The 24,449-nt window shown below is 60.7% G+C and carries 23 protein-coding genes; 16 read left to right on the forward strand and 7 right to left on the reverse strand.

What is annotated here, in order from left to right; genetic code table 11:
* The first annotated feature begins 28 nt into the window (after nt 1-28).
* From SH292x_RS11005 to SH292x_RS11030, 6 genes are all read left to right on the forward strand, one after another.
* Entirely contained in the window at nt 29-700 is a 672-nt protein-coding gene (locus tag SH292x_RS11005) for a hypothetical protein (protein WP_442485660.1), read from the forward strand.
* Nucleotides 697-1,425: a hypothetical protein gene (locus SH292x_RS11010; RefSeq protein ID WP_442485661.1), complete on the forward strand. Its 729-nt coding sequence runs from the start codon at nt 697-699 to the stop codon at nt 1,423-1,425. The genes SH292x_RS11005 and SH292x_RS11010 overlap by 4 nt, the downstream gene beginning before the upstream one ends.
* Nucleotides 1,426-1,499: 74 nt before the next feature.
* Nucleotides 1,500-2,255: a lysophospholipid acyltransferase family protein gene (locus tag SH292x_RS11015; protein WP_442485662.1), complete on the forward strand. Its 756-nt coding sequence runs from the start codon at nt 1,500-1,502 to the stop codon at nt 2,253-2,255.
* A gap of 218 nt (nt 2,256-2,473) precedes the next feature.
* Nucleotides 2,474-2,899 carry an RNA recognition motif domain-containing protein gene (locus SH292x_RS11020; RefSeq protein WP_442485663.1) on the forward strand — a complete coding sequence of 142 codons (426 nt, stop codon included), beginning with the start codon at nt 2,474-2,476 and terminating at the stop codon, nt 2,897-2,899.
* A gap of 129 nt (nt 2,900-3,028) precedes the next feature.
* On the forward strand, nt 3,029-3,244 hold the full coding sequence (locus SH292x_RS11025) for a hypothetical protein (RefSeq protein ID WP_442485664.1): 216 nt from the start codon (nt 3,029-3,031) through the stop codon (nt 3,242-3,244).
* Nucleotides 3,245-3,697: 453 nt separating this feature from the next.
* Nucleotides 3,698-5,506 carry a DEAD/DEAH box helicase gene (locus tag SH292x_RS11030; RefSeq protein ID WP_442485665.1) on the forward strand — a complete coding sequence of 603 codons (1,809 nt, stop codon included), beginning with the start codon at nt 3,698-3,700 and terminating at the stop codon, nt 5,504-5,506.
* A gap of 52 nt (nt 5,507-5,558) precedes the next feature.
* Here SH292x_RS11030 and ku (SH292x_RS11035) read toward each other — a convergent pair whose 3' ends face one another.
* From ku (SH292x_RS11035) to SH292x_RS11045, 3 genes are read right to left on the reverse strand one after another with little or no spacing between them, the layout of a single operon-like run.
* Nucleotides 5,559-6,584 carry a non-homologous end joining protein Ku gene (gene ku / locus SH292x_RS11035; RefSeq protein WP_442485666.1) on the reverse strand — a complete coding sequence of 342 codons (1,026 nt, stop codon included), beginning with the start codon at nt 6,582-6,584 and terminating at the stop codon, nt 5,559-5,561.
* Nucleotides 6,585-6,608: 24 nt separating this feature from the next.
* The gene (gene ku, locus SH292x_RS11040; protein WP_442485667.1) at nt 6,609-7,391 is read right to left on the reverse strand and encodes a non-homologous end joining protein Ku; all 783 of its coding nucleotides are present in this window, start codon (nt 7,389-7,391) and stop codon (nt 6,609-6,611) included.
* A complete protein-coding gene (locus SH292x_RS11045) occupies nt 7,331-7,633 on the reverse strand; it encodes a hypothetical protein (RefSeq protein ID WP_442485668.1) in 303 nt (100 codons plus the stop codon). Before SH292x_RS11045 ends, ku (SH292x_RS11040) begins: the two co-directional genes overlap by 61 nt.
* A 99-nt stretch (nt 7,634-7,732) precedes the next feature.
* Between SH292x_RS11045 and ligD the strand changes: the two genes are divergently transcribed.
* On the forward strand, nt 7,733-10,324 hold the full coding sequence (ligD, locus tag SH292x_RS11050) for a DNA ligase D (protein WP_442485669.1): 2,592 nt from the start codon (nt 7,733-7,735) through the stop codon (nt 10,322-10,324).
* A 16-nt stretch (nt 10,325-10,340) separates the two neighbouring features.
* Here ligD and SH292x_RS11055 read toward each other — a convergent pair whose 3' ends face one another.
* Together SH292x_RS11055 and SH292x_RS11060 are read right to left on the reverse strand one after the other, a co-directional pair.
* Nucleotides 10,341-12,320, reverse strand: a complete 1,980-nt coding sequence (locus tag SH292x_RS11055; protein WP_442485670.1) for a rhamnogalacturonan lyase — start codon at nt 12,318-12,320, stop codon at nt 10,341-10,343.
* 78 nt (nt 12,321-12,398) lie between these two features.
* Complete coding sequence (locus tag SH292x_RS11060) at nt 12,399-12,791, reverse strand: hypothetical protein (protein ID WP_442485671.1); 393 nt, start codon at nt 12,789-12,791, stop codon at nt 12,399-12,401.
* A 1,180-nt stretch (nt 12,792-13,971) separates the two neighbouring features.
* Between SH292x_RS11060 and SH292x_RS11065 the strand changes: the two genes are divergently transcribed.
* From SH292x_RS11065 to SH292x_RS11075, 3 genes are all read left to right on the forward strand, one after another.
* On the forward strand, nt 13,972-14,763 hold the full coding sequence (locus SH292x_RS11065; protein WP_442485672.1) for a tyrosine-protein phosphatase: 792 nt from the start codon (nt 13,972-13,974) through the stop codon (nt 14,761-14,763).
* Nucleotides 14,736-15,587, forward strand: a complete 852-nt coding sequence (locus SH292x_RS11070; RefSeq protein ID WP_442485673.1) for a DUF1570 domain-containing protein — start codon at nt 14,736-14,738, stop codon at nt 15,585-15,587. The genes SH292x_RS11065 and SH292x_RS11070 overlap by 28 nt, the downstream gene beginning before the upstream one ends.
* Before the next feature lie 371 nt (nt 15,588-15,958).
* Nucleotides 15,959-16,507 (forward strand): hypothetical protein, encoded by a 549-nt coding sequence (locus SH292x_RS11075; protein WP_442485674.1) that lies wholly within the window; start codon nt 15,959-15,961, stop codon nt 16,505-16,507.
* On the opposite strand, the gene SH292x_RS11080 is transcribed toward SH292x_RS11075, so the two are convergent.
* Complete coding sequence (locus tag SH292x_RS11080) at nt 16,504-17,493, reverse strand: bile acid:sodium symporter family protein (protein WP_442485675.1); 990 nt, start codon at nt 17,491-17,493, stop codon at nt 16,504-16,506. The two genes, SH292x_RS11075 and SH292x_RS11080, sit on opposite strands and share 4 nt — an antisense overlap.
* Nucleotides 17,494-17,740: 247 nt before the next feature.
* On the opposite strand from SH292x_RS11080, the gene SH292x_RS11085 reads away from it, so the two are divergent.
* The 6 genes from SH292x_RS11085 (at nt 17,741) to SH292x_RS11110 (ending at nt 23,826) form a co-directional block, all read left to right on the forward strand.
* A complete protein-coding gene (locus SH292x_RS11085; RefSeq protein ID WP_442485676.1) occupies nt 17,741-19,411 on the forward strand; it encodes a serine/threonine protein kinase in 1,671 nt (556 codons plus the stop codon).
* A gap of 220 nt (nt 19,412-19,631) precedes the next feature.
* Complete coding sequence (leuC, locus tag SH292x_RS11090; protein WP_442485677.1) at nt 19,632-21,032, forward strand: 3-isopropylmalate dehydratase large subunit; 1,401 nt, start codon at nt 19,632-19,634, stop codon at nt 21,030-21,032.
* Nucleotides 21,033-21,038: 6 nt separating this feature from the next.
* Nucleotides 21,039-21,842 carry a hypothetical protein gene (locus tag SH292x_RS11095; protein WP_442485678.1) on the forward strand — a complete coding sequence of 268 codons (804 nt, stop codon included), beginning with the start codon at nt 21,039-21,041 and terminating at the stop codon, nt 21,840-21,842.
* A 12-nt stretch (nt 21,843-21,854) separates the two neighbouring features.
* Nucleotides 21,855-22,442: a 3-isopropylmalate dehydratase small subunit gene (gene leuD, locus SH292x_RS11100; protein WP_442485679.1), complete on the forward strand. Its 588-nt coding sequence runs from the start codon at nt 21,855-21,857 to the stop codon at nt 22,440-22,442.
* A complete protein-coding gene (locus SH292x_RS11105) occupies nt 22,435-23,490 on the forward strand; it encodes a hypothetical protein (RefSeq protein ID WP_442485680.1) in 1,056 nt (351 codons plus the stop codon). Before leuD ends, SH292x_RS11105 begins: the two co-directional genes overlap by 8 nt.
* A gap of 12 nt (nt 23,491-23,502) precedes the next feature.
* Nucleotides 23,503-23,826 carry a hypothetical protein gene (locus SH292x_RS11110; protein ID WP_442485681.1) on the forward strand — a complete coding sequence of 108 codons (324 nt, stop codon included), beginning with the start codon at nt 23,503-23,505 and terminating at the stop codon, nt 23,824-23,826.
* Between the two features lie 148 nt (nt 23,827-23,974).
* On the opposite strand, the gene SH292x_RS11115 is transcribed toward SH292x_RS11110, so the two are convergent.
* Nucleotides 23,975-24,397: a protein-tyrosine phosphatase family protein gene (locus SH292x_RS11115; protein WP_442485682.1), complete on the reverse strand. Its 423-nt coding sequence runs from the start codon at nt 24,395-24,397 to the stop codon at nt 23,975-23,977.
* Nucleotides 24,398-24,449: the final 52 nt, after the last annotated feature.

Raw genomic sequence — 24,449 nt, forward strand, 5'->3', positions numbered from 1 at the left:
CACGCATCCCGCGCGGAGTCCACCCCCTTTGTTCGCCAAGGCCACGAATCTCGAACAAGCCAGCCGCCTCGGTCGAATCGTCGGCACGCGCGACTCAATCAACACTCGCGAGCTGGCGATCCTCTTCGCATGCGGCGTGCTCGCGGCGATGGCCGTGGCGCTGGTGACGGTGCCGCTACGAATACCGGGACACGCCATCCTTCGCGCCGCGCTACCGATGGTCGCCGGACTGGCGCTAGTGCCTCGTCGTTCGGCTGGCGGAGTGATGAGCCTTGGTGCCCTCGCCGCAGTCGGTGTCTTTTACTTTGGTTCAATTGGCAACCTGCAAGCCGCCGCCGTCACGGGTATGCTGGCGCTCGGCCCTGCGATCGACGTCGCGCTTCGCGGCGAACCCACCGGCTGGCGGTTGTACCTCCGACTCGCGCTCGCAGGCATGGCGGCGAATCTGCTTGCCTGGGGTGTCCGCATGACGGCCGCCCTGCTGCTTGCTGGGGCTGGTTCCGGCCGTGGGATGGGTGGTGGCGGAGGAATGGGTATGGGAGGCGGTGGTGGCGGAGGTGTGGCCCACAACTTTTTCGACTTCTGGCCCATGGCGCTCGTGACCTTTGCCCTGTGTGGTGCCATCGCTGGACTTGCAAGCGCCGCGGTCTGGTTCAAGTCTCGATCGGCGCCAAACCCAAGATTGGAAGCGGGTCGATGATTGCAGTCGGCATCGACGATACCGACATGCTCGACACGCCGGGCACCAACCAGCTCGCGCGGCACCTCGCAGTTGTCCTTGCCTCCGACGTTCTAGCTCGGCGTGTCCTGCGACATCAGTTGCTCCAGGATCCCCGCGTGCCGTGTACCCGCAAGAACGGATGCGCTTCGATCTTGTTCGAACCGCTTCGCCCGCTTACTTGCGTAGAGCTCGCCGACCAGATCACTGCAATCATGCTCGACTGGATCCCGGAGGGTAGCGACCCCGGTCTCTGCGTCATCGAAACCGCCAACATTCCGCAGTCTGTGGTCGAATGGGGCCTCCGGGCCCAGCGCGAACTTCTCACTCAATCCGCCGCACGCGACTTGGCGGCTGAGCACAACATTCTGCTTCGAGGTCTCGCCGGGACCGAAGATGGCGTGATCGGTGCGCTCGCCGCCGTCGGATTGATGACCACACAGAACGACGGCCGCATCGTGCACCTCGAAGGCGAGCCCGGCACCACGCTCCCCGGTGACCTGCTTGACGCGTGCGGCGAGCTCACCATCGATGAAATCCATTCGCGGGGCATCGGCGAAGTCCGCAATGTCCTTTCCGATCAACCCATCAAGCACGGCACCGTGTGGGTGGAGAAAAAACTCCGCCCCAACTTCCGCAGCGGCCGCGTTGTGCTCTACGCCACGCATCTCGAGGGCGACCGCTTTCAGGCAACCAAGGTTACCTAGTTTGCGCATGCTAGTGGCAGCGGCTTGACCTTGTGTTTCCTTCGGCCTGTTCGTAACCTTGCACGTTCCACGCTGTGCACCTTCCGCCGACCGACGAGTGTCCCCTGAAGATCAAGTCTCCTGCCGTTAACTGGTTCATTGCAATCACGTTCACGTCCGTGATTTGGTTGCTGTTTCGCACCTTGCGCATTCGGCTCGACACGGACGGGCACGACACAAGTCCCTACGATCCCAATTGCCGCCAGCGGTACCTGTTTTCGCTCTGGCACGACTCGATGGTTCTACCGGTCTTCGCCGGGTGGCAGCCCTTCAGCACGGGGCTGACAAGCAGCCACTACGATGGTTCGTTCGTCGCCGCAGTGCTCACGCTTCGCAACGTGCCGACCGTGCGGGGTTCGACCAACAAGATTCGCACGGGCACTCTACGCGAGCTGTTTCGGACGCTCGAAACCCGGCACTTGGTGATTACGCCGGACGGTCCGCGTGGGCCTAATCGCAAAGTGAGCCCCGGAATTGTCTACCTAGCGTCGCGAAGTGGCCGATCCATCGTGACTACAGGTTTTGCCTGCTCGCGGTGCTGGAAGTGGAAGGGAAGCTGGTCGTGCCTCGTGATTCCCAAGCCATTTTCCAAGCTGGTGATCGTCGGTGGCGCGCCAATTTCGGTCCCTCCCGACCTCAATTCTGAGGAATTGTCCAAGTACGTCGATCTGGTACAGGCATCGATGGACGCGCTCGACCTGAAAGCGCAGGCCCAACTGACCGGAACGGCCAACTTTACCCCGTTTACCTCACCGAAATCGGTGGAGTATCGCGATTCGCGTGCGGCCTAAATGGGCCTTGTAAAATCTCAGGCTAGACTATCGCCGCGACTGGCGCACCCGTATACTAGCTAGCGGTTGGTCAGACGAACGTAACTCCGCTTCTAGCGCTACAGTGCTCCAAGCCCAAAGCTCTTTCGCCCGTCCACCTTGTCCGTTCGGTTCGTCGACGGTTGTGTTTGGGGCGTGGCATTCGCATGCCCCGTGTTCTGTGGAGTGGAGTATTTCACGTGGGTAAGAAACTGTATTGCGGCAACCTCAGCTACGAAGTGTCGACTGCCGATCTCGAACAACTGTTCGGTCAGTTCGGTGAGGTTCGCGACGCCCAAGTCGTTACCGATCGCGACACCGGTCGCAGCAAGGGCTTTGGCTTTGTCGAAATGGGCACCGATGCGGAAGCCCAAGCGGCTATCGATGGTCTCAACGAGGCCATGCACAACGGTCGCCCCCTGACCGTCAACGAAGCTAAGCCACGCGAAAGTCGTGGCGGTGGCGGCGGCTACGGCGGCGGTGGTGGTGGCGGCGGTCGCGGCTACGGCGGTGGCCGAAGCGGTGGCGGTGGCTACGGCGGTGGTGGCGGCGGCGGCGGTGGTCGCGGCGGCCGCGGTGGCGGTGGCGGTGGTTACGGCGGCGGTGGTGGCGGCGGTCGCTACTAAGCCCTGGACCCCAAACGTCCGTTACATCATGTTGGCACAGCGAACTAGCCGCGAGCATCCTTTGCTCGCGGCTAGTGGCGCGCCTTCACAATCGCTCTGGCTTCCCTTTCGTTCAATAAGGAGCGAACGATGCTCTCGACCACTGAGCAACAGGTCCTCAAGGCCTTCCGCACGTACCTCATGACCCCCAATAAGATGCTTTGCTTCTGCGGGCCCGACCTCGACCAAAAGTCCGAGGCCCTCGAAAGCCTCACGCAAAAGGACTTTCTCAATCGCGAGTCCTTCCGCGGGGCCTATTCTCTGACCATGGCTGGCTACGACGAAATGCGTAAACAGCCCAGCTAATCGCGGGTCATGAGCAAAATTGGCATCTTTCCGCTAAGATGCCCTTGCCAGCCGGCTTTCTTGGGCTATACTTCTGCTCATTAACCTAAGGTGTGAGACTTACCGCGACCCTCAAACGGGGGCCGGTTTGATCGCTCAAGCTCGATGTTTCCCTCCTGGCTGTGCCGTTTGTTTTGGCACTTAGCCGGTTGCCTCTCGACCGCGACTGATTTTCTTGCCCCTTAAGGCCTTGGCCCTCGTACCGTGTACGTCGGCTCCTGCCAGCTTCCATGCGAAGTTCGGCTCTCCCTCCCCTGGGTTTCGCGCCCGGTGGAGTGACAAGGCCATCACCACGGCAATGCCCTCGGTCCGAGCTAATTCGCACGTCGAAGGCACCACTACGGCTACCATTGCGTCGCCGGGCTTTACATGGCCCTCGCGCGTTGCGGAGACCGTCTACGAAAGAATTGTTGGATGTTGAATTTTAGTGAACTCGGCCTCGCCGAACCCCTGCTCCGCGCCATTAACCACCTCGGTTACACCGACGCGACCCCCATTCAAGCCGAAGCCATCCCCGCGATCCTCGCTGGTCGCGATCTGGTGGGCTGCGCGCAAACCGGCACCGGTAAGACCGCGGCCTTCACGCTTCCCATGCTCCAGCGGCTATGGCAGACCTTGCCACCGAAGCCCGAGCAACAACCCGCTCGCTCGCAGCGCCCTGGCCGCCGTGGTCCCCCCACGCGTCCCTGCATGCTTCGCGCCCTGGTGCTCTCGCCGACTCGCGAACTCGCTTCGCAGATCTTCGAAAGCCTCAAGAAGTACGGCCGTCACACGCCGCTGCGTCACGGAACGATCTTCGGTGGCGTGTCGCAGGTGCCGCAGGTCAAAACGCTGCGGGCCGGTATCGACTGCCTCGTGGCAACGCCAGGCCGATTGCTCGACCTGATGAACCAAGGTCACATCGACCTGTCGAACATCGAAATCCTGGTACTCGACGAAGCCGATCAGATGATGGACATGGGCTTCATGCCCGACATCAAGCGGATCATCTCCGCGGTCCCGGAAGAGCGTCAGACACTGCTGTTCTCGGCCACCATGCCCCCGGCGATTCGCCAACTCGCCGACGGCTGGCTTAAGAGCCCCGTGAACGTGCAGATTGGTTCCATCGAAACCCCCGTCGAGCGCATCTCACAGAGCGTTCACCTAGTCGAGAAAAAGCAGAAGCCCGACTTCCTCGCGTGGTACCTCAACGAGACTCCTCGCGCCCGGACCATGGTCTTCAGCCGCACCAAGCACGGTGCCGACAAGATCGTCCAGCGTCTGGAGCGTGCCGGCCTGCGTGCCGTTGCAATTCATGGCAACAAGAGCCAGGGTGCACGGACTCGTTCGCTCGAGCAGTTCAAGGGCAAGAACCCGCCCGTGCTCGTGGCAACCGACATCGCTGCCCGCGGCCTGGACATTCCGGCGGTGTCGCACATCGTCAACTACGACCTACCGGAAACACCTGAGACCTACGTCCACCGCATCGGCCGCACAGCGCGTGCCGGAGCCTCGGGCGTGGCCATCTCGTTCTGTGCGGGTGACGAGCGCAATTTGCTTTCGCAAATCGAGCGGCACGTGAAGTTTCGCCTGCCGCTGGAAGATGCCGTGGATGGTTTCGATCGCCCCGCCGAACCAATGCGTCGCGACGATGCCCCCGGACGTGGACCGAAGAACGGCCGTGGTCGCCGCCCCGGTCCCAAGCCCACAGGGTCCAAGCCCGCCGGTGCTCGGTACAACGGCAAGAGCGAAGGTGGTCCGAAGCCTGGAGCGTCCAACCAGGGCCCGGCCAAGTACAACTCGCCCAAGCCGGGAGCCCCCAAGCGTGCCAGTAAGCCAGCTTTCGGCCACGGCATTGTGACCGGCCAAGCTAACGGCAACGGCCAAGAGGGTGCGAGCAATCGCGACGCTCAAGGCGAAGGAACCAGCGAAGCACCGCGTAAGCCCGGCCCGAAGAAGTTCGGCCCCAAGCGTGGCGAGTTCGCCAAATTCGGTCCCAACGGCAAGAAGGCTCACGGCAGCTATCGCGCGACGACGTACGCCGCCGGCATCACCGATGCCCCACGCCTCGAAGGCACGGGCGAAGGCGCCGCAACCGCTGCCCGCCCCGCCAAGCCCCGCCGACCCAAGGGTGCCGGTGGCTTCAAGGCGAAGTCGGGTGGCCCCAAGCCGGGTGGCGGCAAACGCTTCGGCGGACCCAAGCCCGGTGGCCAGGGACGCAAGCCGAGCGGCCCCAAGGCCTAGTTAAACTCAGCAGCGCATCACCGGCGACACCGCCGGTGATGCTGCTTCTGTATTAATCCGAACTCGACGCCACGGCGCGCAGCAGTTCTTTCTTGCTCATCGAACTACGACCGGCAATGTCGAGCGTCTGCGCGCGTTCGTAGAGCTCGTCTTTCGACAAGTCAGCCAGCGTGTCGTTGGTGCCGGCCTTCCCGTTGCCATCCGAAGAACTTTGCTTCTTCGCCGAAGCGAGGCTCTGACGAATGGTCTCGAGCAAGTCGACGCTTTCGCTCGTCTCGGCCGTATCTTCCTCTGCCTCTGCGGAGTCATCGACGGTGATGACGTTGTCGTGGTTGCGCCGTTTGCGCTTTGCGAGTTGCTCCACGAGTTTCGCGTATTCATCGCTGAGATCAATCGACGCCAAGTCCTTCACGGCGTGCGTTTTAATGATCTTCGTGAATTTCGCTTTCGCCTTGGCGTCTCCCTTTTTCACCTTCGGAAGGCCAATGTCCTCGGGCATGCGGATCTCGTCGCCGAAGCGAAGCGTGACGGCACGCAGAATTCCACCCTGCGACAAGATTGCCACCAAATACTCCTTACCACGCATCACAAACGTCGCGATGCCGGCGAGGTTGGTTTGCTCCATCGCTTGCGCGAGTAGCCGGTACGCTTTGTTCGAATCGCCGGCGGGCGTCAGGTAGTAGGTACGCTCGAACAACCGCGGCGGAATCTGCTCGATGCCGACGAATTGCTGCAGATCAATCTCCCGGCTCTTTTCGGGCGACGCCGCATCGAGCTCTTCGTCGCTCACCACCACGTAGTCGCCACTATCTAGCTTGTAGCCGCGTAGCAGTTCGTCCATCGGCACATCGATATCATCCTCTGGGCAGTGGAACCGCCGGGCCAGCGGGGTGCCATCGGGGGCCAGCATCCGCAGCGCTACCCGCGATGTACGCGTTCCGGGGAACAACTCAACCGGCACGTTTACGAGGCCGAACGTCAGCGTCCCCGACCAAAAAGGTCGATGTAACTGCGGACGCGACTTCTTCGCCTCTTTGGCTGGCTGTTTCGCTTTCGTTTTTGATTTTGTCTTGCTCATCGTGCCGTGATCATCGTGCCAGGCTCATTGTGATCGTCGCCGCATCGCCTTCAGGCTGGCTTCCAAGCTCTTGGCGAGCGAGCCCGATTCTGCCGGCGCTTTGCGTTCTTCCACTTCAATCGTCTCCCCCCTCGCCTTTTTCGCGATCAACTTTTCAAGCGCTTCGCGATACGTGTCGTGATACGCGTCGGGATGAAATTGCTTCTCTTCGAGCGCCTCGACCAACTGCTCAGCGAGCTTGCGCTCTTTCGCCGGCAGCTCGCGACCGGTGGGAGGCGAGAGCTCGGCGGAGTTCAGCACCTCGCCCTCGTGCCTCAGCGTGATCAGCATCAGATACCCTTCCTGCTCGATCAGCGTCCCGACGTACCGCTTGCCTCGCATCACCCACCGCGCAATGGCCTGTCGCTCGGTGGCCGCGAGCGATTCGGCCAGAGCGAAGTACTCACCCGTGTCGCCATCGGGGCCCAGGTAGTAGGGCCGATCGTACCAACCATGGTCCACTTCCCCCTCTGGCAGAAACGCTTCAAGCGTGATCTCGCGCGATGCGTCGGGCTCTAGTTCTTCAAGCTCCTCCTGCTCGAGCATCACAAAGCGTTTCTCACTCAATTGCAGCCCTCGACGCGTCGCGGAATAGGGAATGGTTTCGTCCGTGTCGGGGTGCACCATCCGCTGCTCTACCCGTGTGAGATCCTCCTCGTGCAGCAAGTGGAAATGGATGTTACGGTCCTCAATCGCCGAGTACAGTTTCACCGGAACTTCCAGCTCGCCGCACGCGAGCGTCCCTTTCCACATCGCCCTGGCGGCCATTTGTTTTCTCCTCCACGGTTTTCTTTTCCGTCTTGCTGACGGATCGCATGACACTCGGCACAAAACACGCCACTCACCGCGGTGATCTCCAGCACGCAGCCGGGGCAAATTGGGTGGTCGCAGTCGATGCATCGGCATTCCATTTCCAGCACGTAGGCGTGACCACAAAACACGCAATGCTCCTGGCCCTCCAGCAGCCAGCTTGATCTCGCGGGGTCCAGTTCGTTGGCGGCGTTTTCCATCTTGGTCGCTCCTTCTCGCTCAATTCCTCGCGGCACGGGTTGTGCTAGCACTTCTGCAAACGCAATGCCGTGCGCGATTCCAGCACCCTCCACACTCCCATGACGCTCACCACCTACCGCGAGAAACGCAACTTTCGCCGCACCCCCGAGCCCGCGGGCCAGCGTGGCGAGACGACCTCCCAAACGCTTGGTTTCGTCGTCCAGAAACACGCAGCGAGTCGATTGCACTACGACTTCCGTCTCGAACTCGATGGCGTCCTCAAAAGTTGGGCGGTGCCGAAAGGACCGAGCCTCGACCCTGCCGAGAAATCTCTCGCGGTCGAGGTCGAAGACCACCCGCTCGACTACGCCTCGTTCGAAGGCATCATTCCCCATGGGCAGTACGGGGGCGGCACCGTCATGGTCTGGGACCAAGGTACCTGGACACCCGAAGGCGACCCCCTCGCTGGACTCAAGAAGGGCAAGCTGTCGTTCACTTTGGATGGCGACAAACTGCACGGCGAGTGGACGCTCGTCCGCATGCGCACCCGGAAAGATGACGGCACCAACTGGCTGCTGATCAAGAAAGACGACAAGTTCGCCAAGCCGGGCGATGCGTACGGTTTCGTTGAGAAGCACACCAAGAGCGTCGTCAGCCGCCGCTCGCTTGAGCAGATCGCTGGTAGCAAAGACAAGGTGCGGAATAGCAAAGTGTCGAAAGCGAAGCGCAAACCCACGAGCCGCAAACCAGCGGAGACCACGAAGACGCAGCCGAATGAGCTTGAGCTCTCAACGATCCAAGGCGTGAAGAAAGGTCGGCTGCCCAAGTCGTTCAAGCCGCAATTGGCCACGCTCGTCACCACCGCCCCTTCGGGCGACGACTGGTTCCACGAGCTGAAATTCGATGGTTATCGTCTGCTGGCCGCCTGCGAGGGCGATCGCGTTACCCTGTTTACCCGCCGTGGCGAGGACTGGACGCATCGGTTCCCGACCATTCGCGACGCGCTCGCCAAACTTCAATTGCACGCGACGCTGCTCGATGGCGAAGCCGTGGTGCTCGACGCCCAAGGGGCGAGCGACTTTCAAGCCTTGCAAAATGTCCTCCGCTCTGGCGAAAGCAAAGCGGTGCACTACTACGCCTTCGACGTCCCTTACGCCGACGGCTACAACCTCACCGGTGCCGCGCTCATCGATCGCAAGGAGATCCTTCAGCAACTACTCAGCACCGCTCCTGCCGATGGAGTGCTCCGCTATAGCGATCACATCCGCGGCGACGGCTCCGGGGTAATCCAGCACGCCTGCCAGCATTCGCTCGAAGGCATCATCTCGAAGCGAGCCAGCGCCCCCTACGAACAGCGACGTTCGAAAAGCTGGGTGAAGTACAAATGCCTCAAACGCCAGGAGATGGTGATCGGTGGCTGGACCAAGCCCAGCGGTTCGCGGATCGGCTTCGGGGCCTTGCTGCTGGGGCATTACGACGACGGCGAACTCGTTTACAGTGGCCGCGTTGGCACGGGATTCACGCGCGAGTCGCTGGAGGAAGTTCACGACAAACTGCAGGCCCTAGCAACTCGCAAGGCTCCCTTCACCAATCCACCCAAGGGCACCATGGCACGCGGCGTGCACTGGGTGGAGCCGACGTTAGTATGCGAAGTCGAATTCACCGAGTGGACCAACGACGGAGCCTTGAGGCATCCTTCGTTCAAAGGGCTCCGCGAGGACAAGGTCGCAACTTCCGTCATTCGCGAGCAACCCAGTAGCTCACCGACCGACGGGGCAAAGAAGAGTTCCATGAAGACCAAGAAACATAGCGGCGACTCCTTGGTGGCCGGCGTGCGAATCAGCAGTGGCGATCGCGTTGTGTATCCCGACGCTGACATCACTAAGCTCGAACTCGCCGAGTACTACGCGGCCATCGCCGATTGGATGCTTCCCTACGTCGCCGACCGCCCACTCACGGTGGTGCGCTGTCCTCAGGGCCGCGGCAAACAATGCTTCTACCAGAAGCACGCGGGCGAGGGACTACCCGATACGATCGGCCGTGTGGAAATCCAAGAAGACAACGGCACCGCCGAGTACCTCACCGTCGATTCCGCCCAGGGACTCGTGGCCCTGGTGCAGTTCGGCACGCTCGAATTCCACCCGTGGGGCTGCCGCACCGATCGGCTCGATCGACCCGACTGGATGGTGTTCGATCTCGACCCGGGCGAAGGGGCCGAATGGAAGCAGGTCGTCGCCGGTGCCAAAGAGCTTCGCACGCGGCTCGCCAGTCTCGAGTTCGAGATGTTTCTTCGCACCACGGGTGGCAAAGGTCTGCACGTGGTGGTCCCACTCACACGCCGTCAATCGTGGGACGACATCAAAGAGTTCTCGCACCTGATCGCCGACCGCATGGCCGCCGATAGTCCGGATGACTACATCGCCACCTCGAGCAAAGCCAAACGGCACGGCAAAGTTTACGTCGACTACCTCCGCAACGCCGAAGGGGCCACGTCGATCGCCAGCTACTCGACCCGGGCCCGCGCCGGCGCTCCGGTCGCGACGCCGCTCGCCTGGGAAGAACTCACCGCACGACTCCGCCCCGACCAGTACAACGTGCGGAACGTCCTCGACCGTTTAGCCAAACTGAAGGTCGATCCCTGGAAAGACTTCTTCAGCACCAAACAATCACTCACCAAGTCTGTGCTAAAAAAGTTGGTTGAAAGCGAATGAGTTTCATTTCCTCTCGCTATTCGGACTCCGCCGTGGGATGCCCGAGGAAAAAGCTGGGATGCGGCGGTTGGTTGTAGCCAACATTCTGCCAAGCGATCGACAGTCGGTACTGACGATCGTGCATCAAGGTCGGGAGCCGATGGTCGGTGGGAATGGTGCTCGTGTAGATCCGCAGTTCGCTATTGTCCGCCGTTCGCGCGATCAGTTCTTCCCGCCAGTCTCCCAGCACGTCTGCCACTAGGCTAGGATTCGATTTGCTACCGTTGTTCGAGGCCAGTCCCAGCTGTCGACCATCAAGCAAAACGTCTTCTTTGCCTTGCCGATAGTCCCACTTCGAAATGGTCACCCCATCGAGCAGCTCTCTCAATAAGTCGCCGTCCCACCAAATGGCCATGTTTTGCAAACGGGGGCAGGGACCAATGTCGTTGCCGCGGGCGTCGAACAAGTTTCGCGTCCCGCCCCACAGCTCGCAGCCGGGGTAGCGAGGGTCGATGTCCGCCGCCATTCCGCGCCCGACGTCCCGTCCGTGCGCTGCCTTGAAGTAGAGTTCGCCAGTGCGAGCATTCCGTAGCTCGACGCCCGGGCTTTCTTTTCGCGGGTGCTCGTGAATGCTCCAGATCTCGAGGCCGGGGCGCGTTGGATCCAAGTCCGTCACATGCTGCGCGTCACCATGCCCTAGTTCGGTGGAGTAAAGCCCTGTGCCGTCGTGGTCGATCACCATCGAGCCGTAGACGATTTCGTCCTTGCCATCCTGATCGACATCGGCCGCGACGACACTATGGTTCCCCTGCCCTCGCCACGGGTTCGATGAATCGGCGCGGCCTTGTTGATCGCTGTCAAACACCCATCGCTGAGTCAACTTTCCGTCCCGCCAGTCCCACGCGGCGCACACGGTGCGGGTGTAGTAACCGCGACACATCACCACACTAGGGTGCTCGCCATCGAGATAAGCGACGCACGCGAGGAAGCGATCGACGCGGTTGCCATAGTCGTCGCCCCAAACCTGCTTCAGCTGCTGGGGCGTGGGGTTCACCGTCTCGGGATGGCGAGCAGGAATATAGTCGACGGTCGAGATCGCAGCGCCGCTCTGTCCGTCGAACACCGTCAGGTATTCGGGGCCTTGAAGCACGTAGCCGAAGCGTGCACCGGCCCGTCCCCCTCGTGTTGGTCCGCGCCTATCGCCCCGCGAGTTCGCCTCTTCTTGTGGGGGCTGCTGACGATGATCAGCGGCCGGGTCGCCGATCGCCTGTCCCAATCCATCGATCGTCCCATCGGCCGTTTTCATCACCACTTCCGCTTTGCCATCGCCATCGAGGTCGTAGACCAGGAACTGCGTGTAGTGGGCTCCCTCGCGGATGTTCTTGCCTAGCTGAATCGACCACAGCAGCGTGCCGTCGAGTTTGTACGCATGCAGGATCGGCTCGTCGGTCATTCCGCTTTGCGAATTGTCGCGGCCGCGACCGGTCATGTGGACGACGAACTCGTACTCACCATCCCCATCGAGATCCCCGACCGATGCATCCCCCGCGGTGTAGCCCAGTGGTGTTTGTAGCGGGATCGCCAGGTAGTCTTGTGGCACTGGATTGGCCGAGAAACGAAATTGCCTGGAAGGCTCCGCTTCCTCGCCATCCACCACAGCGCGAACATGGTAGGAGAACTCCTTTCCCAGGGGCGGATCTTCATCCTGGTAGGTCGTCCCCTCGGCCAGCGGCACCTCGTTCAGCTTCACCGGCGAGCCATCCGCCGTTTGACGGTAGACGTTGAACCCCATGTCGGGCGACTCGTGGCCAAGCAGTCGCCAGCTCAAGAACACCCCCCGGTCGTCGCCTTGAAAAATGGCGACTAACCCGCGATCGAGCGCTTCGAGCTGCGAAGCACTCGCCTGGCTAGCAGCCAGCCACAGCATCGTGGCCAGCATCGCAGCGAGACCCTTCACGATTCGATTCCCATCCTTCATCAGTCGCCACTCACAAGCTGGATTCGTTAACGCAGTCATTTCCGCTTGTTTGATTGTGGCGCATCGTCCAGCCGATCGCAACTTGCGAGGCTCTGGTCCACGAGTCTCGCCGCGAAGTCACTCAAACCAGCACTGCTCGATCCGCTCGACGTACGGTAGCGCCGCCAGCTTCGTCAGCACCTCGCGCCACTCGGCCTGATGCGTCGACCCCACGCATAAACCCTCCCCCTCCCCTGCCCCCACCCGCCCCCGCGACCCCGGCATGAACTGCACGCTGGGATCGATCGCGCGCACTTCCTCACGATGCTGGGGCGTATCGGGAATCACAAACTCATAAGCCACGGCAACCTTGCCATCCGCGGGACCACGGAGGCCATCGGAATCGATGGTGGTGAGGTCGAATTGGATTTTGGAAGTGGGCTCGGCAGTTGGGCTGGACTGCTGAGGCGCATTACATCCACTGAAGGCCCCGGCCAGTAGCACTGACACTGCGTAGATAGCTCGATTCATAAAAGTTGCTGCGTTGCGGTGGAGAATGGGTAGAGGCAAATGACGAAAGTCGATTTAGGCTGCCAATCCTCGCCCAAGACTAACAGTCTTCTGTACTAAGTCTCTAGTAATCAAGACGATCCCAAGACAGTCGGAGTTCCGCTCATTTCTCTCCGCGTCTTGGCGCCTTTGCGTGAGATAAATGAAGGCCCAGGCCTCGCAAAATGACCGGCGAGATCCTTCAGTCGCTGAGGCTCCCTCAGGATGACACAGGGGCAACGGTTTTTCACCCTTTTTTCAAGATTTCTCGGTCCGGAAACTATTTTCGAGAAAATGTACAAATGTTCCAAAAAGGGGCTAGAAAGTACTCGCGCCTGTGGTAGGTTGATGAATGTACAGTTAAGTAGGCCGTATCAAGCGGAGCGCCGATACGGCAAGTAACGCTGGAAAGAAAGGAGAAGCACAACTATTTGAGGACCCAAGATGTGTCATTTCGACAGGCCCTTTTCCTAGGCAAATGGGAGACCGAGAAATCTTGTCTCCAGTAGAACACGCTCTATCACTTCAAGAAGCACGCACCACTGACCCCCAAAGTGACTGCGCGGCTCCCTTGGCACCGCAGATTCCTCCGTCGTGTAACTCCGTTCGGAATGACACGGACACTCCCGCTGCGCGCGTCGTTCACGCTCTTTGCGTCTTAGCGCCTTTGCGTGGGAAATGAAAACCGGCACGCTTCAACAATAGCAACCTGGTAAGTGCCGGGTCGGCGCGGAGCTTGACCCGGCCTACTCGCTCCGCGTCTTTGCGTGAGAAAACAAAAACATCGAAACCATTGGCAGACGAGATCCTTCAGTCGCTAAGGCTCCTTCAGGATGACACAACTGCATCGACTCCCACTTCAGCCCTCCCCCTTCCCCCTTCGTAATGTCGCACCTGCGGGTTACCCCTGCGACATTACTCTTTTCGCTTGAACGAACGAACGATGACTTCGCTCGATAAAACACGAGACTTTTTGATGCCCGCCAGTTTACGCCAAAAGAATAAAGTCGCACCCAATGAAATAGGGGCGAAAGTGGGACAAAACTCGCGCTCGCTGGGGGTGCAAGCACGGATGGCGGCAATCGGCGTTGACAGCACTCCTCACTATCCTTTATTCCCCACGCCAAACTTCCGCCGCTCTGCCCCGCGAGGAGCCTCGAACATGTCCCAAGGTTGGGTCGACATTCACTGCCATTTGGTGCCCGGTATCGACGACGGGGCGCAGGACGACGCCGAGTTGCTGGCGATGGCTCGCATTGCGGTGGTCGAAGGGGTCGAGACGGTGATCGCTACGCCGCATCAGTTGGGAGGTTTCCGCCACAACCGCGGCGACGAGATACGGAAGCGGGTGCAAGCAGTGCAGGAGCTGCTCAACACCAACCGTATTCCGCTGGTCGTGCTTCCCGGAGCCGACGTGCGAATCGAAGACAAGATGGCGAAGCTGCTGGAGTCAGGCGAAGTGCTCACGCTGGGCGATCACGGCAAGCACGTGCTGCTGGAGTTGCCGCACGAGTTCTACTCGCCGATTGAGCCAGTCCTCGAAACATTACGCGGTCTGGGCATGGTCGGCATTCTGTCGCATCCCGAACGCAATCGCGGCATCCTCCGCCAGCCGGAGTTGGTCGCACCGCTGGTCGAGGCGGGTTGCTTGATGCAGGTAACCTGCGGAAGCCTGGCAGGTTCGTTCGGTGCCGAGTGCCAACGCGTGGCGGAGCGTTTCGTCTCGCGAGGCCTAGTCCACTTTCTCGCGACCGACGCCCATGGATCGAAAGCTCGCCGACCGTTGTTCGGCCCCGCCGTGTCGCGGGCGATGGAACTCGTCGGCGAGGAAGCCACTTACCTAATGTGCCGCGAGAATCCGCGGCAGGTTGCGCTGGGTCGCGATGTCGCCGCCGGTCCGATAGCTGTCGCTCCTCCTAGGCGCGCGTGGCCGTACTGGAGGATGGCGGGTTGATGCAGCTCTCGCGGCGGGAATTCGGCAGGCGAGCCTTGGCGGCCAGTGCGATTGCGCTGGGCCTTCCGCGCCTGGCACATGCTGCGCCCGAGTGGATCGATCAGCGGCAAGTGGGGCCTTTCATCTGCCAAGCGGCGTTTCCGCTCGCGGAGCACGAGAAACTGCTGGCGGAGCTGTCACCGCTGGAACGCGAGCTGTCGCGAGTGCTCGCCGTGCGGCCGTGTAACTCGCCGGTGTACCTCCATTTGATGGCGAACGAACGGCAGCACCGAGCGTACCTCGCCGAACGTTATTCCGAGATTCCGTACCGCCGAGCGCTGTTCATCAAGCAAGATGGACGTTCGAGCGTGTTTGCGTACCTCAATACCGAACTTCCGGACGACGTTCGCCACGAGTGCACGCACGCCCTGCTGCACGGCGACCTGCCGGTGGTTCCGTTATGGCTCGACGAAGGACTTGCGGAGTACTTCGAGGTCGAGAAGAGCATGCGGGCACGGCACCATTCGCACTTGAAGAAGCTCAAGTGGGACTTGGAGAACCAGCGATTCGTCGACATGCCTGCGCTGGAGAGCAAGCAGCGGCTTGAGGTGATGACCTCGACCGACTACCGCTTCAGTTGGGCGTGGGTGCATTACATGCTGCACGGCCCCGTGGCCGCGCACGCAGAGTTGGTAACTTTCCTGAACGACATCCGCAATCGCGTGTCGCCCGGACATCTGTCCGATCGTTTGGCGGAGTCAATCGCCACGACTCCCGGCGCGACATCGATCGCCAAGCAAGCCGAGCTCGCCAACCGCATGCGAGCTCACTTCGCGAATCTGTAACCCGTTAGCCCGCAAAGTTTGCCTCACCACTACAACTTCGCAGCTAGCACCGTTCTCTACGAGGACGTAGAGAGCCTTCTGTTCAAGGACGAGCCACAACTACTCGTTGGCTAGCGAAGTGGACGTGTAGTCCAAGCTCGCATTCGCCCGCGAGTTAACGTCCGAGACAACGATGGTTCGCCCCGATAAATTACGAGTTCGTCCGTTCGCTCGCCAAGATCGCGGGGGACTTTGCGGGCTGCGGTTTAGCGACTCGACTTTGGGCTCGGGTCAGTCGATGTGTATGGCAGGCGCGCTCTGGCTGTCGCGCCAACAAGCACCGGCGACGCGAAGGACTCCGCGATCGCTCGATTCCGGGGAGGGAACTGGCAATGGCGGCGTTGGGTTGGTTTGGCTACGCGCGACTGGCATACTTCTCGCAACCAAAGCACGAGCGGCAACTGTACAAGGCAATCTGCCATCACAGCCATCGTCGTATCGTGGAAGTGGGCATCGGATCGGCGGAGCGAGCGATTCGCTTGATCTCCACCGCTCAGCGATTCACTCGCGATGGGTCGGTCTCCTATACGGGACTCGACTGGTTCGAAGAGCGTCAGGCTCCCGCGGCTCCGCTGCCTTTGATTCACGCGCATCGTCAGCTCCAATTGACGGGCGCGAAGATCCGCCTAGTGCCCGGCACTCCCTCGATGACACTTCCGCAAGTGGCCAACGCGCTACAGCGGACCGACCTGCTGCTGATCTCGGCGGCGGTGGACGATGCGTCGCTCGAGAAGGCGTGGTTCTACATGCCGCGGATGTGCACGCCGACGACCATGGTGCTTCGCGAAGTGAAGAACGGTTCGGAGCATCGCCTGGAAGTGATTCCGGTCGCCGAACTCGAACGCCGCGCGGCACAGCGCGAATCGCGCCGGGCTGCTTAGTCGATCGTGCTGGCTTCGCGGAGCGAGTTGTCGTTCGAAGAGTTGACACTCTTACGGCGCCAGTAGACCGCCAGCAGGCTGCCAATCACGGAGTGAGCGACCGACGACAGCGCGCAAGGTGCGGCGGCGATGGCGACGTGGGTCACGGGATTGGCGAAGTGCTCGCGGGCGAGAACCACGCCGAGTCCGGAGTTCTGCATGCCGACTTCGATGGAAATGGTACGCGAGATCCTCGAGTCGTAACCCAGCAGCCAGGCGAACGCGTATCCCAGCGCGAATCCGCCTGCGTGCAACGTGACGACCGCCGCGCCCAACTGCACGAAGTAGGTGAGAATCAGATCGCGATTGTCGCCCACGGCGCTGGCGCAGATCATCGCGATGGCAATGACGCTTACGAGGGGCGAGAACGTGGTGATGCGCTCAACGGTTCGCGGCAGGTAGCGATTGAGGAGCACACCTGCGATCACGGGGAGCAGCACCACCTTCACGGTGGAAAGCAGCAGCCCCGCCGCGTCTACGGGCAGCCGTTCGCCGACAAGCCACTTGGTGAGCAGCGGCGTTATCACGATGGCTCCGAACGTCGAGCAGGTGGTCATCAGCACCGAAAGCGCCAAGTGTCCACGCGCCAGGTAGGTGACGACGTTCGACGCCGTGCCGCCGGGGCAGCAGGCCACCAGGATGATTCCGACGGCAAGCTCAGTCGGAAGGTCGAACGTTGCGGCGATCAGCCAGCCCATGAACGGCATGATGGTAAATTGGGCAACGAACCCTATCGCAATTGGTTTGGGAGCGCGGAGCACCTCGAGAAAATCGCCCGCTGTGAGCGTGACCCCCATGCCCAGCATGATGACGCCAAGGGCGTAGATCGTCAGCGGCCCAAACCAGTGGAACAGCGAAGGGTCCCACAGCGCTGCCACCGCGAAGGCCACAACCCACACGGGGAACAGGTTGGTCAGGAGCGAGAGCGTGCGAACCAATTTGTCCAACGGTGGTCTACCTGTTATTCGGTTCGCCGAAAAAGAGCTAAGAACGGCAGCATATCCCGCGAGCCCGTAAGTTTCTACGCGGGTTTGATTGCCGGACGAAAAATAGGCCAATGGATAGAAAACGCTACCGAATACTGGTCAGGAGATCTGCCCAATTCGGCATTCCGTGCGTAAGATAACAAGTCGTCGCTCCGGCGGGAGAGTCCCCGCGGCTGCCGACGATTCCCACCCCGTCAGCCGAGCTCCCATGGCCGACAAGCATTTCGACGCGAATCAAGAAACCATCGAGGCCCCGACGCCGGTGCCGTTGGGTGGCAGCACGGACCGCCTGCGTGACGCAGCGCGGAAGCTGGTGAACGTGGTCGAAGGCTCAACGCCCCACCTAAGCAACGAGACTCGCGATGTACTTCGCGTGCGGCTGTTTGCGGCGAGCGTGTTGTTCTTTCTTGGCTTTTTCGCGTTCGAGATTCGCTGGATCTTTGTGACCGACAACCTTGTGTCGAATTGGTTGTTCTGGGTGCATGGCACGGTGACATTGGTGATGGCACTGATGGCCCTGCTGATGTGGCGGGCGAAGGACATCTCTCTTGCGAAACTGCGTCTCGCGGAACTGGTGATCTTCGCCGACCCGGCAATTTACTTCCTAGTGTTGTCGCAGCAAGCCCTTCAACGTGCGGCGAACCTGGACGAGGGTGCGCATCTTCCGGTGATCGTCGCGCCGTGGATGATGCTGATCTTCACTTACGCGCTATTCATTCCCAACAACTGGCAGCGTGCCGCAGCGGTGCTGGTGCCGATGGGCCTCGCGCCAATTGGCGTGATCCTGTTGCAGCACTTTCAATGCTCCGGCTTTCAGGAATGTGCGGCCACCCCAGAGTTCGATAGCTACACCAGCGAGCAAGCGATGATCATGATCTTGAACGTCGCGATCGCGGTCGTCGGCGTCCATCTGATCAACTTGATGCGGCGGCAAGCGTTTGCGGCCAAGCAATTAGGCCAGTATCGCCTAAAGCAAAAACTCGGCAGCGGCGGCATGGGCGAAGTCTATCTGGCCGAGCATCAAATGATGAAGCGGCCCTGCGCCATCAAGCTCATCAAGCCCGAGAAGGCCGGGGATCCGAAAGTCATGGCCCGATTCGAGCGCGAAGTTCGCATGACCGCCAAGCTTTCGCACTGGAACTCCATCGACATCTTCGACTACGGCAATACGGCGGACGGGACGTTCTACTACGTCATGGAGTACCTGCCTGGCCACAACATTGGCGAGCTGGTCGATCAAGGGGGTGCGCTGCCTCCGGCACGTGCGGTCTACTTGATGAAGCAGGTCTGTGCGGCGCTCGCCGAGGCGCATGGCATTGGTCTGGTGCATCGCGACATCAAGCCTGCGAACATTTTCTGTGCGTATCGCGGTGGCGAGTTCGACGTGGCGAAGCTGCTCGACTTCGGCCTCGCAAAGCCCACCGTGAAGAGCGACGAAACGCAGCTTACTCAAGAAGGCTCGATCACGGGCTCGCCGCTGTTCATGGCTCCCGAGCAAGCGACTGGTGAGCGCGACGCCGACGCGCGTAGCGACATTTACTCGCTGGGTGCCGTGCTGTTCTTCATGCTCACCGGTCGACCTCCTTTTATGTACGACAACGCCATGCGGGTGATTGTCGCCCACGTCTCCGAGGACGCCCCGCTGGTCCGCGAGTTCGCCGTCGATATTCCGTTGGAGCTCGAAGAGATCGTCATGCGGTGCCTGGAAAAGGACGCGGACGACCGCTTCCAGGACGTGGCGTCGCTGCGTGCGGCGCTGAACGACGTTCCGCTAGCCGACGACTGGACCTCGGCCCTCGCCTCGGAGTGGTGGAACTGCAAAGCCTGCCCGCAGCGCAAGGCCATGGCGGCCGCGGCTGTGGAAGAGGCGGCGGTTTAATCGGGCATTAGAGGAGAATGAATTACGACGCGCGGAACTCGGGCTCGGGAGGCCTTCCAAACTGCCGAAAATGGGCCTCAGATACTCCTCCTTCAGGCGTTCCCCCCGCGTTTGCGGCTAGCCGATTGCGAACCGTTGGCTTAAACTAGGGGTCTCGCTTTCTAGCGAGCCTTGTTCGTGCTTGTGTCCTCCCCATCCACCCCTTGTTCTGCTGCCGAAAATGCCCCGCACGTTGTTTGAAAAGATTTGGGATAATCACGTTGTCCACGCGGAAGAGGGGCGGCAGACCATTCTGTACATCGATCTGCACCTGGTTCACGAAGTGACCAGCGCGCAGGCGTTCGAGGGACTTCGCCTCGCGGGCCGTAAGGTGCGACGTCCCGAGCGGACCATCGCGACCGCCGACCACAACGTGCCGACCACTGATCGCAGCCTGCCGATCGCCGATCCGATTAGCAAACAGCAGATCGACACGCTGCGAAACAACTGCGCCGAGTTCGGCATCAAGCACTACGACTTGGGAGACATCCATCAGGGTATCGTGCACGTGATCGGTCCCGAGCTTGGCTACACGCAGCCCGGCATGACCATCGTGTGTGGCGACAGTCACACCTCGACGCATGGTGCGTTCGGCGCGCTGGCGTTCGGCATCGGCACCAGCGAGGTCGAGCACGTGCTCGCCACGCAGACGTTGCTGCAATCGAAAGCCAAAACGCTTGAGCTGCGCGTCGATGGCAAACTTGGCCGCGGGGTGACGGCCAAGGACATGATCCTGTTCCTTATCGGCCAGCTCACCACCAGCGGCGGCACGGGCTACTGCATCGAGTACACCGGCGACGTGGTCCGCAATTTGACCATGGAAGAACGGATGACCGTCTGCAACATGTCGATCGAAGCAGGCGCTCGTGCAGGCATGATCGCCCCCGACGACGTGACGTTCGAGTACCTCAAGGGTCGTCCTTTCTGCCCGCAAGGTGCGGCATGGGACGCCGCGGTCGCCGAGTGGCGTAAGCTGCCGACCGATGCGGGTGCGAAGTACGACAAGTCGCTCGTATTCAACGGAGCCGACATCGAGCCGCAAGTCTCGTGGGGCACGAATCCGGGGCAGGTCGCCAGCGTGCTTTCCCGCGTGCCGAACCCCAGCGACTTCTCGGATCCCACCGATCAGAAGACCACCGCCCAGGCCCTGGAGTACATGGGCATTGCGGCGGGGCAGCCGATCGTCGACCTCGCACTCGACCGCGTGTTCATCGGCAGTTGCACCAACGGCCGCATCGAGGACCTGCGTGCCGCGGCCGAAATTGCCAAGGGCCGCAAAGTGTCAGACCGCGTCCAGGCGATGGTTGTCCCTGGCAGCGGGCTGGTGAAGCAGCAGGCCGAGAAAGAAGGCCTCGATAAGATTTTCCGCGAAGCTGGCTTCGACTGGCGCGAGGCGGGCTGCAGCATGTGCCTGGCAATGAATCCCGACAAACTGGAGCCAGGCGAACGCTGTGCCTCGACCTCCAACCGCAACTTCGAAGGCCGCCAAGGCCGCGGCGGCCGGACGCATTTGGTGTCCCCCGCGATGGCCGCCGCAGCGGCGATTGAAGGGCACTTTGTGGATGTGCGGGATTGGAGCTAGAGCAGGATGGGAATCCGATCCACGCTCGCACGATGGTGGCAGCGACCGTCAGGTGCCTGGTATGAAGTGGGCGAACTCTCGATCCATTCAGGTAGATTACTAATCCACGACATCATGTATGGCTGGGGGGACGATGCCGAAATCGTAGTGCCAGCGGGGAAGTACTTGGTCCGAGCCTTCTTTGGCCCCACAGACGCTCCTGCACCGTTTACCGGCAGTATCGTTCAGCGCGTGCAGATCATGAACCGACCCGATGCGGCCGGAACATTCCATGTCGTAAGAGAAGTAGGGGTCGACATGGCGAGGATCACCGTCTCCGACGCACAAGATCTAAGCGACTACATCGAGTACGAAGGGAAAGAACGGGTTGGATACGTTTTATGCAACCCAAAGGAGCCAGCCGACGGTGAGAATATCCTAAAACGGCTGCTGAAGGATAAGTATGGACTTGCCGTCGCAAAAGCACGCCTTCCTAGCCGGTATGCACGAATTGAAAGGCCGATTTCGAAAGAGCTCGAGCGGTCTATCCTCGAAGATGTGGAGCGCATTCCGGAGTTCAGTCGCAATTCCTTCATTTACTTCCACGTGGTGACCGCGAATACATTCGATCGGGTCAATAGTTTCAGCCAACCGTATGGCATGATGCCGATAGATAGTACTGGTTCTGCTAGAATGGCGGTTGTTCAGAGCGGATATGGCGATGGATGCTACCCCGTCAGCCTATGCCAGGACGGAGCTGGAGGTGTCTGCGTCCAAGTCGACTTTGAAGGCACCTACACCGAAGACTTTGTAAAGTCGTTTGCGAATTGAGCGAGATTTTTCATGAAACCTTTCACTACCCTCACCGGTCTTGTTGTTGCTATGGACCGGGCGAATGTCGATACCGATCAGATCATTCCCAAGCAGTTCCTCAAGCGAATTGAGCGGACCGGGTTTGGTGAGTTCCTGTTTTGGGACTGGCGGAAAAAGGAAGATGGGACGGAAGACCCTGACTTCGAGCTCAATCGCCCCGAGGCGAAGGGGGCGAGCATCCTCCTCGCGAGGCGGAATTTTGGCTCGGGATCGAGTCGCGAACACGCCCCGTGGGCGCTCGACGACTACGGCTTCCGCGTGATCGTGGCACCCAGCTTCGCCGACATTTTCTACAACAACTGCTTCAAGAATGGCATGCTGCCGATCATCCTCAGCGAGGACCAGGTCGAGGAACTGTTCCAGCGTGCCGCGAAGCACCCAGGTTACCAACTGAAAGCTGATCTGGAAAAACTTACGCTAAGCGACGATCATGGTTTCGTAGCGAAGATCGAAGTCGACCCCTTCCGCCGGCATTGTTTGCTGAATGGCCTGGACGACATCGGTCTGACGCTGGAGCACGAAGCCAAAATCTCCGCGTACGAAGCCAGTCATGCCTAAAACGAAAACTCGCGTCCGCATTTCCGCCGCTCTCCTCAGCGGCATGGTTCTCACAGCCCTTGCCGTCCTGCTCGCCCCCTTGGCGGTGGCCCAAAAGGCCGACACGACGGCCGACGACCTGAACGTCGAGGAAATTGCGGACGGACTGGTCGACCCGATCGCGGTGGTGGTGCGGCCTGGCGGGAGCCGTTCGGGGCCCGATTTGCTGGTGGTCGAGTCGCCAACGGGCCGGGTGCTTGGTCTCTCCACAGCAAAGCCGGATGCGGAGCCGGTGGAAGTTCTGCCGTCGGTCAGCGCGGACGGCACCGAGAAGGTGGGCCCCGCACTGTTTCGCTCGCGAAACCGGCTGCTGCTGGGCTCGACGGCCGCTGACCATTCGTCGGCGTCGATTGTTGAGTTCGATATCGACGACGAAAAGTTGCCGATGAAGCCCAGCGACCGCACCGTGCTGTTTACCTACAAGCCTGAGTCTGGCCAAGTGAAGCTCGCGAGCATGGCGCGGGATGTCGACTCGCTGATCGTCGCGACGAACGACCATCAGTGGCTCCTGACGGGAAAGCTGAAGAGCGGGCCCGCCGAGGCGCTCACCAAGTACATCGACACACTGAGCATGACCAAGGTCGGCACGCCCCAAGCCGTGGCGTACAACGACAAGGGTTACGTGGTCGTCGCCGAGACCGGGAAGGACAACGACAAGGGGGATTCGATGCTCGTGTTCTATCACCCCAGCGACTCGACCACCAAGCCGCTCTTGGCGCTGCCATTCAATCTCGATGGCATCCGCGCGCTAGCCTACAGCCCGACGACCGGTTGTCTGTACGCGGCAGCGGCGGAAGCACTCACCGAACGCTCGGGCATCTTCCGCATCGATTCGGCAATCGATCCCGATACCAAGCAGCAGTCGTGTAACACGGTGCTGATTACCGAGACAGCCCTGCCGACCGCGATGGCGTTCGCCGAAGATGGCACGCTGTACGTGACCGTCGTCGACATGGAAGAGAGCCAGGACGCTAGCGGCAAGTTGCTGAAGTTGACAGGCGGACTTTAGCCCGAGGAATGCATGGCGACTCGCCGCGAAAAAATCGAAGCCATGCTCGTGGACGAGCCGAAAGATGTGTTCCTGCGCTATAGCCTGGCGATGGAGCTCGACAAAGAGGGCGACCACGACCGCAGCCTCGATCTGCTAACCGAACTAATCGAAGAATCGCCCCCCTACATCCCGGCGTTCTTCATGGCGGGCCAGCAACTCGCAAGAATCGACCGCGTGAGCAAAGCCCGCGATGTCCTCCGCGTCGGCATCGAAATGGCCCGCGAGCAAGGCAACGCCCACGCGGCGGGGGAGATGAGCGAGTTTTTGGCTTCGCTGGGGTCGGCGGGGGAGTAAGCGGCGATCCGTCAGTTTACCCAGCGCGGCGTTGCGGCTCGTTCCTCGCCTGCACTTGCCCTGGGCTGACATGTTTTGCCTGTTCCGGGCGTTTAAGGAAATTCTTTCATTCGCGATGATTAGCGCGATTTACGGGCAAGTTTCTCCGCTAGAATTCGCTATTTACCGCGTTTCGGACGCTCTCCCATAGCCCAGGCGACAGGTCGTGTGGCACACCTTGGAGAAGTGACTTCACAACTTCATCGGGATCGACGTTTTGAACGATCGCAATCGCTCCGCAAGCGATTGCCGGCGAGCGACTCATGCCCGCGCTGCAACAGACCAGCGTCGATACGTCATACCTCAGTAGTTGCGCTGTCGATTGAAGTGCGAGGCGAAGCCTCGATGAAGCGTTGTCCGCAGAGTCGGCGATGGGGATTCGCAAGTAGGTTACCTCGCGCGGCAGAACAGCCGGTGGGTCGCTGAGCGAGAGATCGACCACGGCCGAAATTGTTTGTTGCAGCTCGGACGTCCACGGTCGGATATCATGCGCGTTACCGATCCAGAGTTTGCGGTCGAGTAGTGGTCGCATAATGACGTTGGGTCGCTAGTATCGTCACCGCAATGCTAAGAACTGGGGGCTC

It is taken from the genome of Aeoliella fuhlenseeensis (assembly GCF_052161615.1).
Lineage (GTDB): Bacteria > Planctomycetota > Planctomycetia > Pirellulales > Lacipirellulaceae > Aeoliella.

Excerpts from the sequence above, each read along its gene's own strand:
- SH292x_RS11110 (WP_442485681.1), top strand. The coding sequence starts at position 23,503 with ATGGCGACTCGCCGCGAAAAAATCGAAGCCATGCTCGTGGACGAGCCG.
- SH292x_RS11065 (WP_442485672.1), top strand. The coding sequence starts at position 13,972 with ATGTCCCAAGGTTGGGTCGACATTCACTGCCATTTGGTGCCCGGTATC.
- ku (WP_442485667.1), bottom strand. The coding sequence starts at position 7,391 with ATGGCCGCCAGGGCGATGTGGAAAGGGACGCTCGCGTGCGGCGAGCTG.
- SH292x_RS11115 (WP_442485682.1), bottom strand. The coding sequence starts at position 24,397 with ATGCGACCACTACTCGACCGCAAACTCTGGATCGGTAACGCGCATGAT.
- SH292x_RS11085 (WP_442485676.1), top strand. The coding sequence starts at position 17,741 with ATGGCCGACAAGCATTTCGACGCGAATCAAGAAACCATCGAGGCCCCG.
- leuC (WP_442485677.1), top strand. The coding sequence starts at position 19,632 with ATGCCCCGCACGTTGTTTGAAAAGATTTGGGATAATCACGTTGTCCAC.
- SH292x_RS11025 (WP_442485664.1), top strand. The coding sequence starts at position 3,029 with ATGCTCTCGACCACTGAGCAACAGGTCCTCAAGGCCTTCCGCACGTAC.
- ligD (WP_442485669.1), top strand. The coding sequence starts at position 7,733 with ATGACGCTCACCACCTACCGCGAGAAACGCAACTTTCGCCGCACCCCC.
- SH292x_RS11105 (WP_442485680.1), top strand. The coding sequence starts at position 22,435 with ATGCCTAAAACGAAAACTCGCGTCCGCATTTCCGCCGCTCTCCTCAGC.
- SH292x_RS11060 (WP_442485671.1), bottom strand. The coding sequence starts at position 12,791 with ATGAATCGAGCTATCTACGCAGTGTCAGTGCTACTGGCCGGGGCCTTC.
- SH292x_RS11055 (WP_442485670.1), bottom strand. The coding sequence starts at position 12,320 with ATGACTGCGTTAACGAATCCAGCTTGTGAGTGGCGACTGATGAAGGAT.
- SH292x_RS11010 (WP_442485661.1), top strand. The coding sequence starts at position 697 with ATGATTGCAGTCGGCATCGACGATACCGACATGCTCGACACGCCGGGC.
- ku (WP_442485666.1), bottom strand. The coding sequence starts at position 6,584 with ATGAGCAAGACAAAATCAAAAACGAAAGCGAAACAGCCAGCCAAAGAG.
- SH292x_RS11045 (WP_442485668.1), bottom strand. The coding sequence starts at position 7,633 with ATGGAAAACGCCGCCAACGAACTGGACCCCGCGAGATCAAGCTGGCTG.
- SH292x_RS11095 (WP_442485678.1), top strand. The coding sequence starts at position 21,039 with ATGGGAATCCGATCCACGCTCGCACGATGGTGGCAGCGACCGTCAGGT.
- SH292x_RS11075 (WP_442485674.1), top strand. The coding sequence starts at position 15,959 with ATGGCGGCGTTGGGTTGGTTTGGCTACGCGCGACTGGCATACTTCTCG.
- leuD (WP_442485679.1), top strand. The coding sequence starts at position 21,855 with ATGAAACCTTTCACTACCCTCACCGGTCTTGTTGTTGCTATGGACCGG.
- SH292x_RS11030 (WP_442485665.1), top strand. The coding sequence starts at position 3,698 with ATGTTGAATTTTAGTGAACTCGGCCTCGCCGAACCCCTGCTCCGCGCC.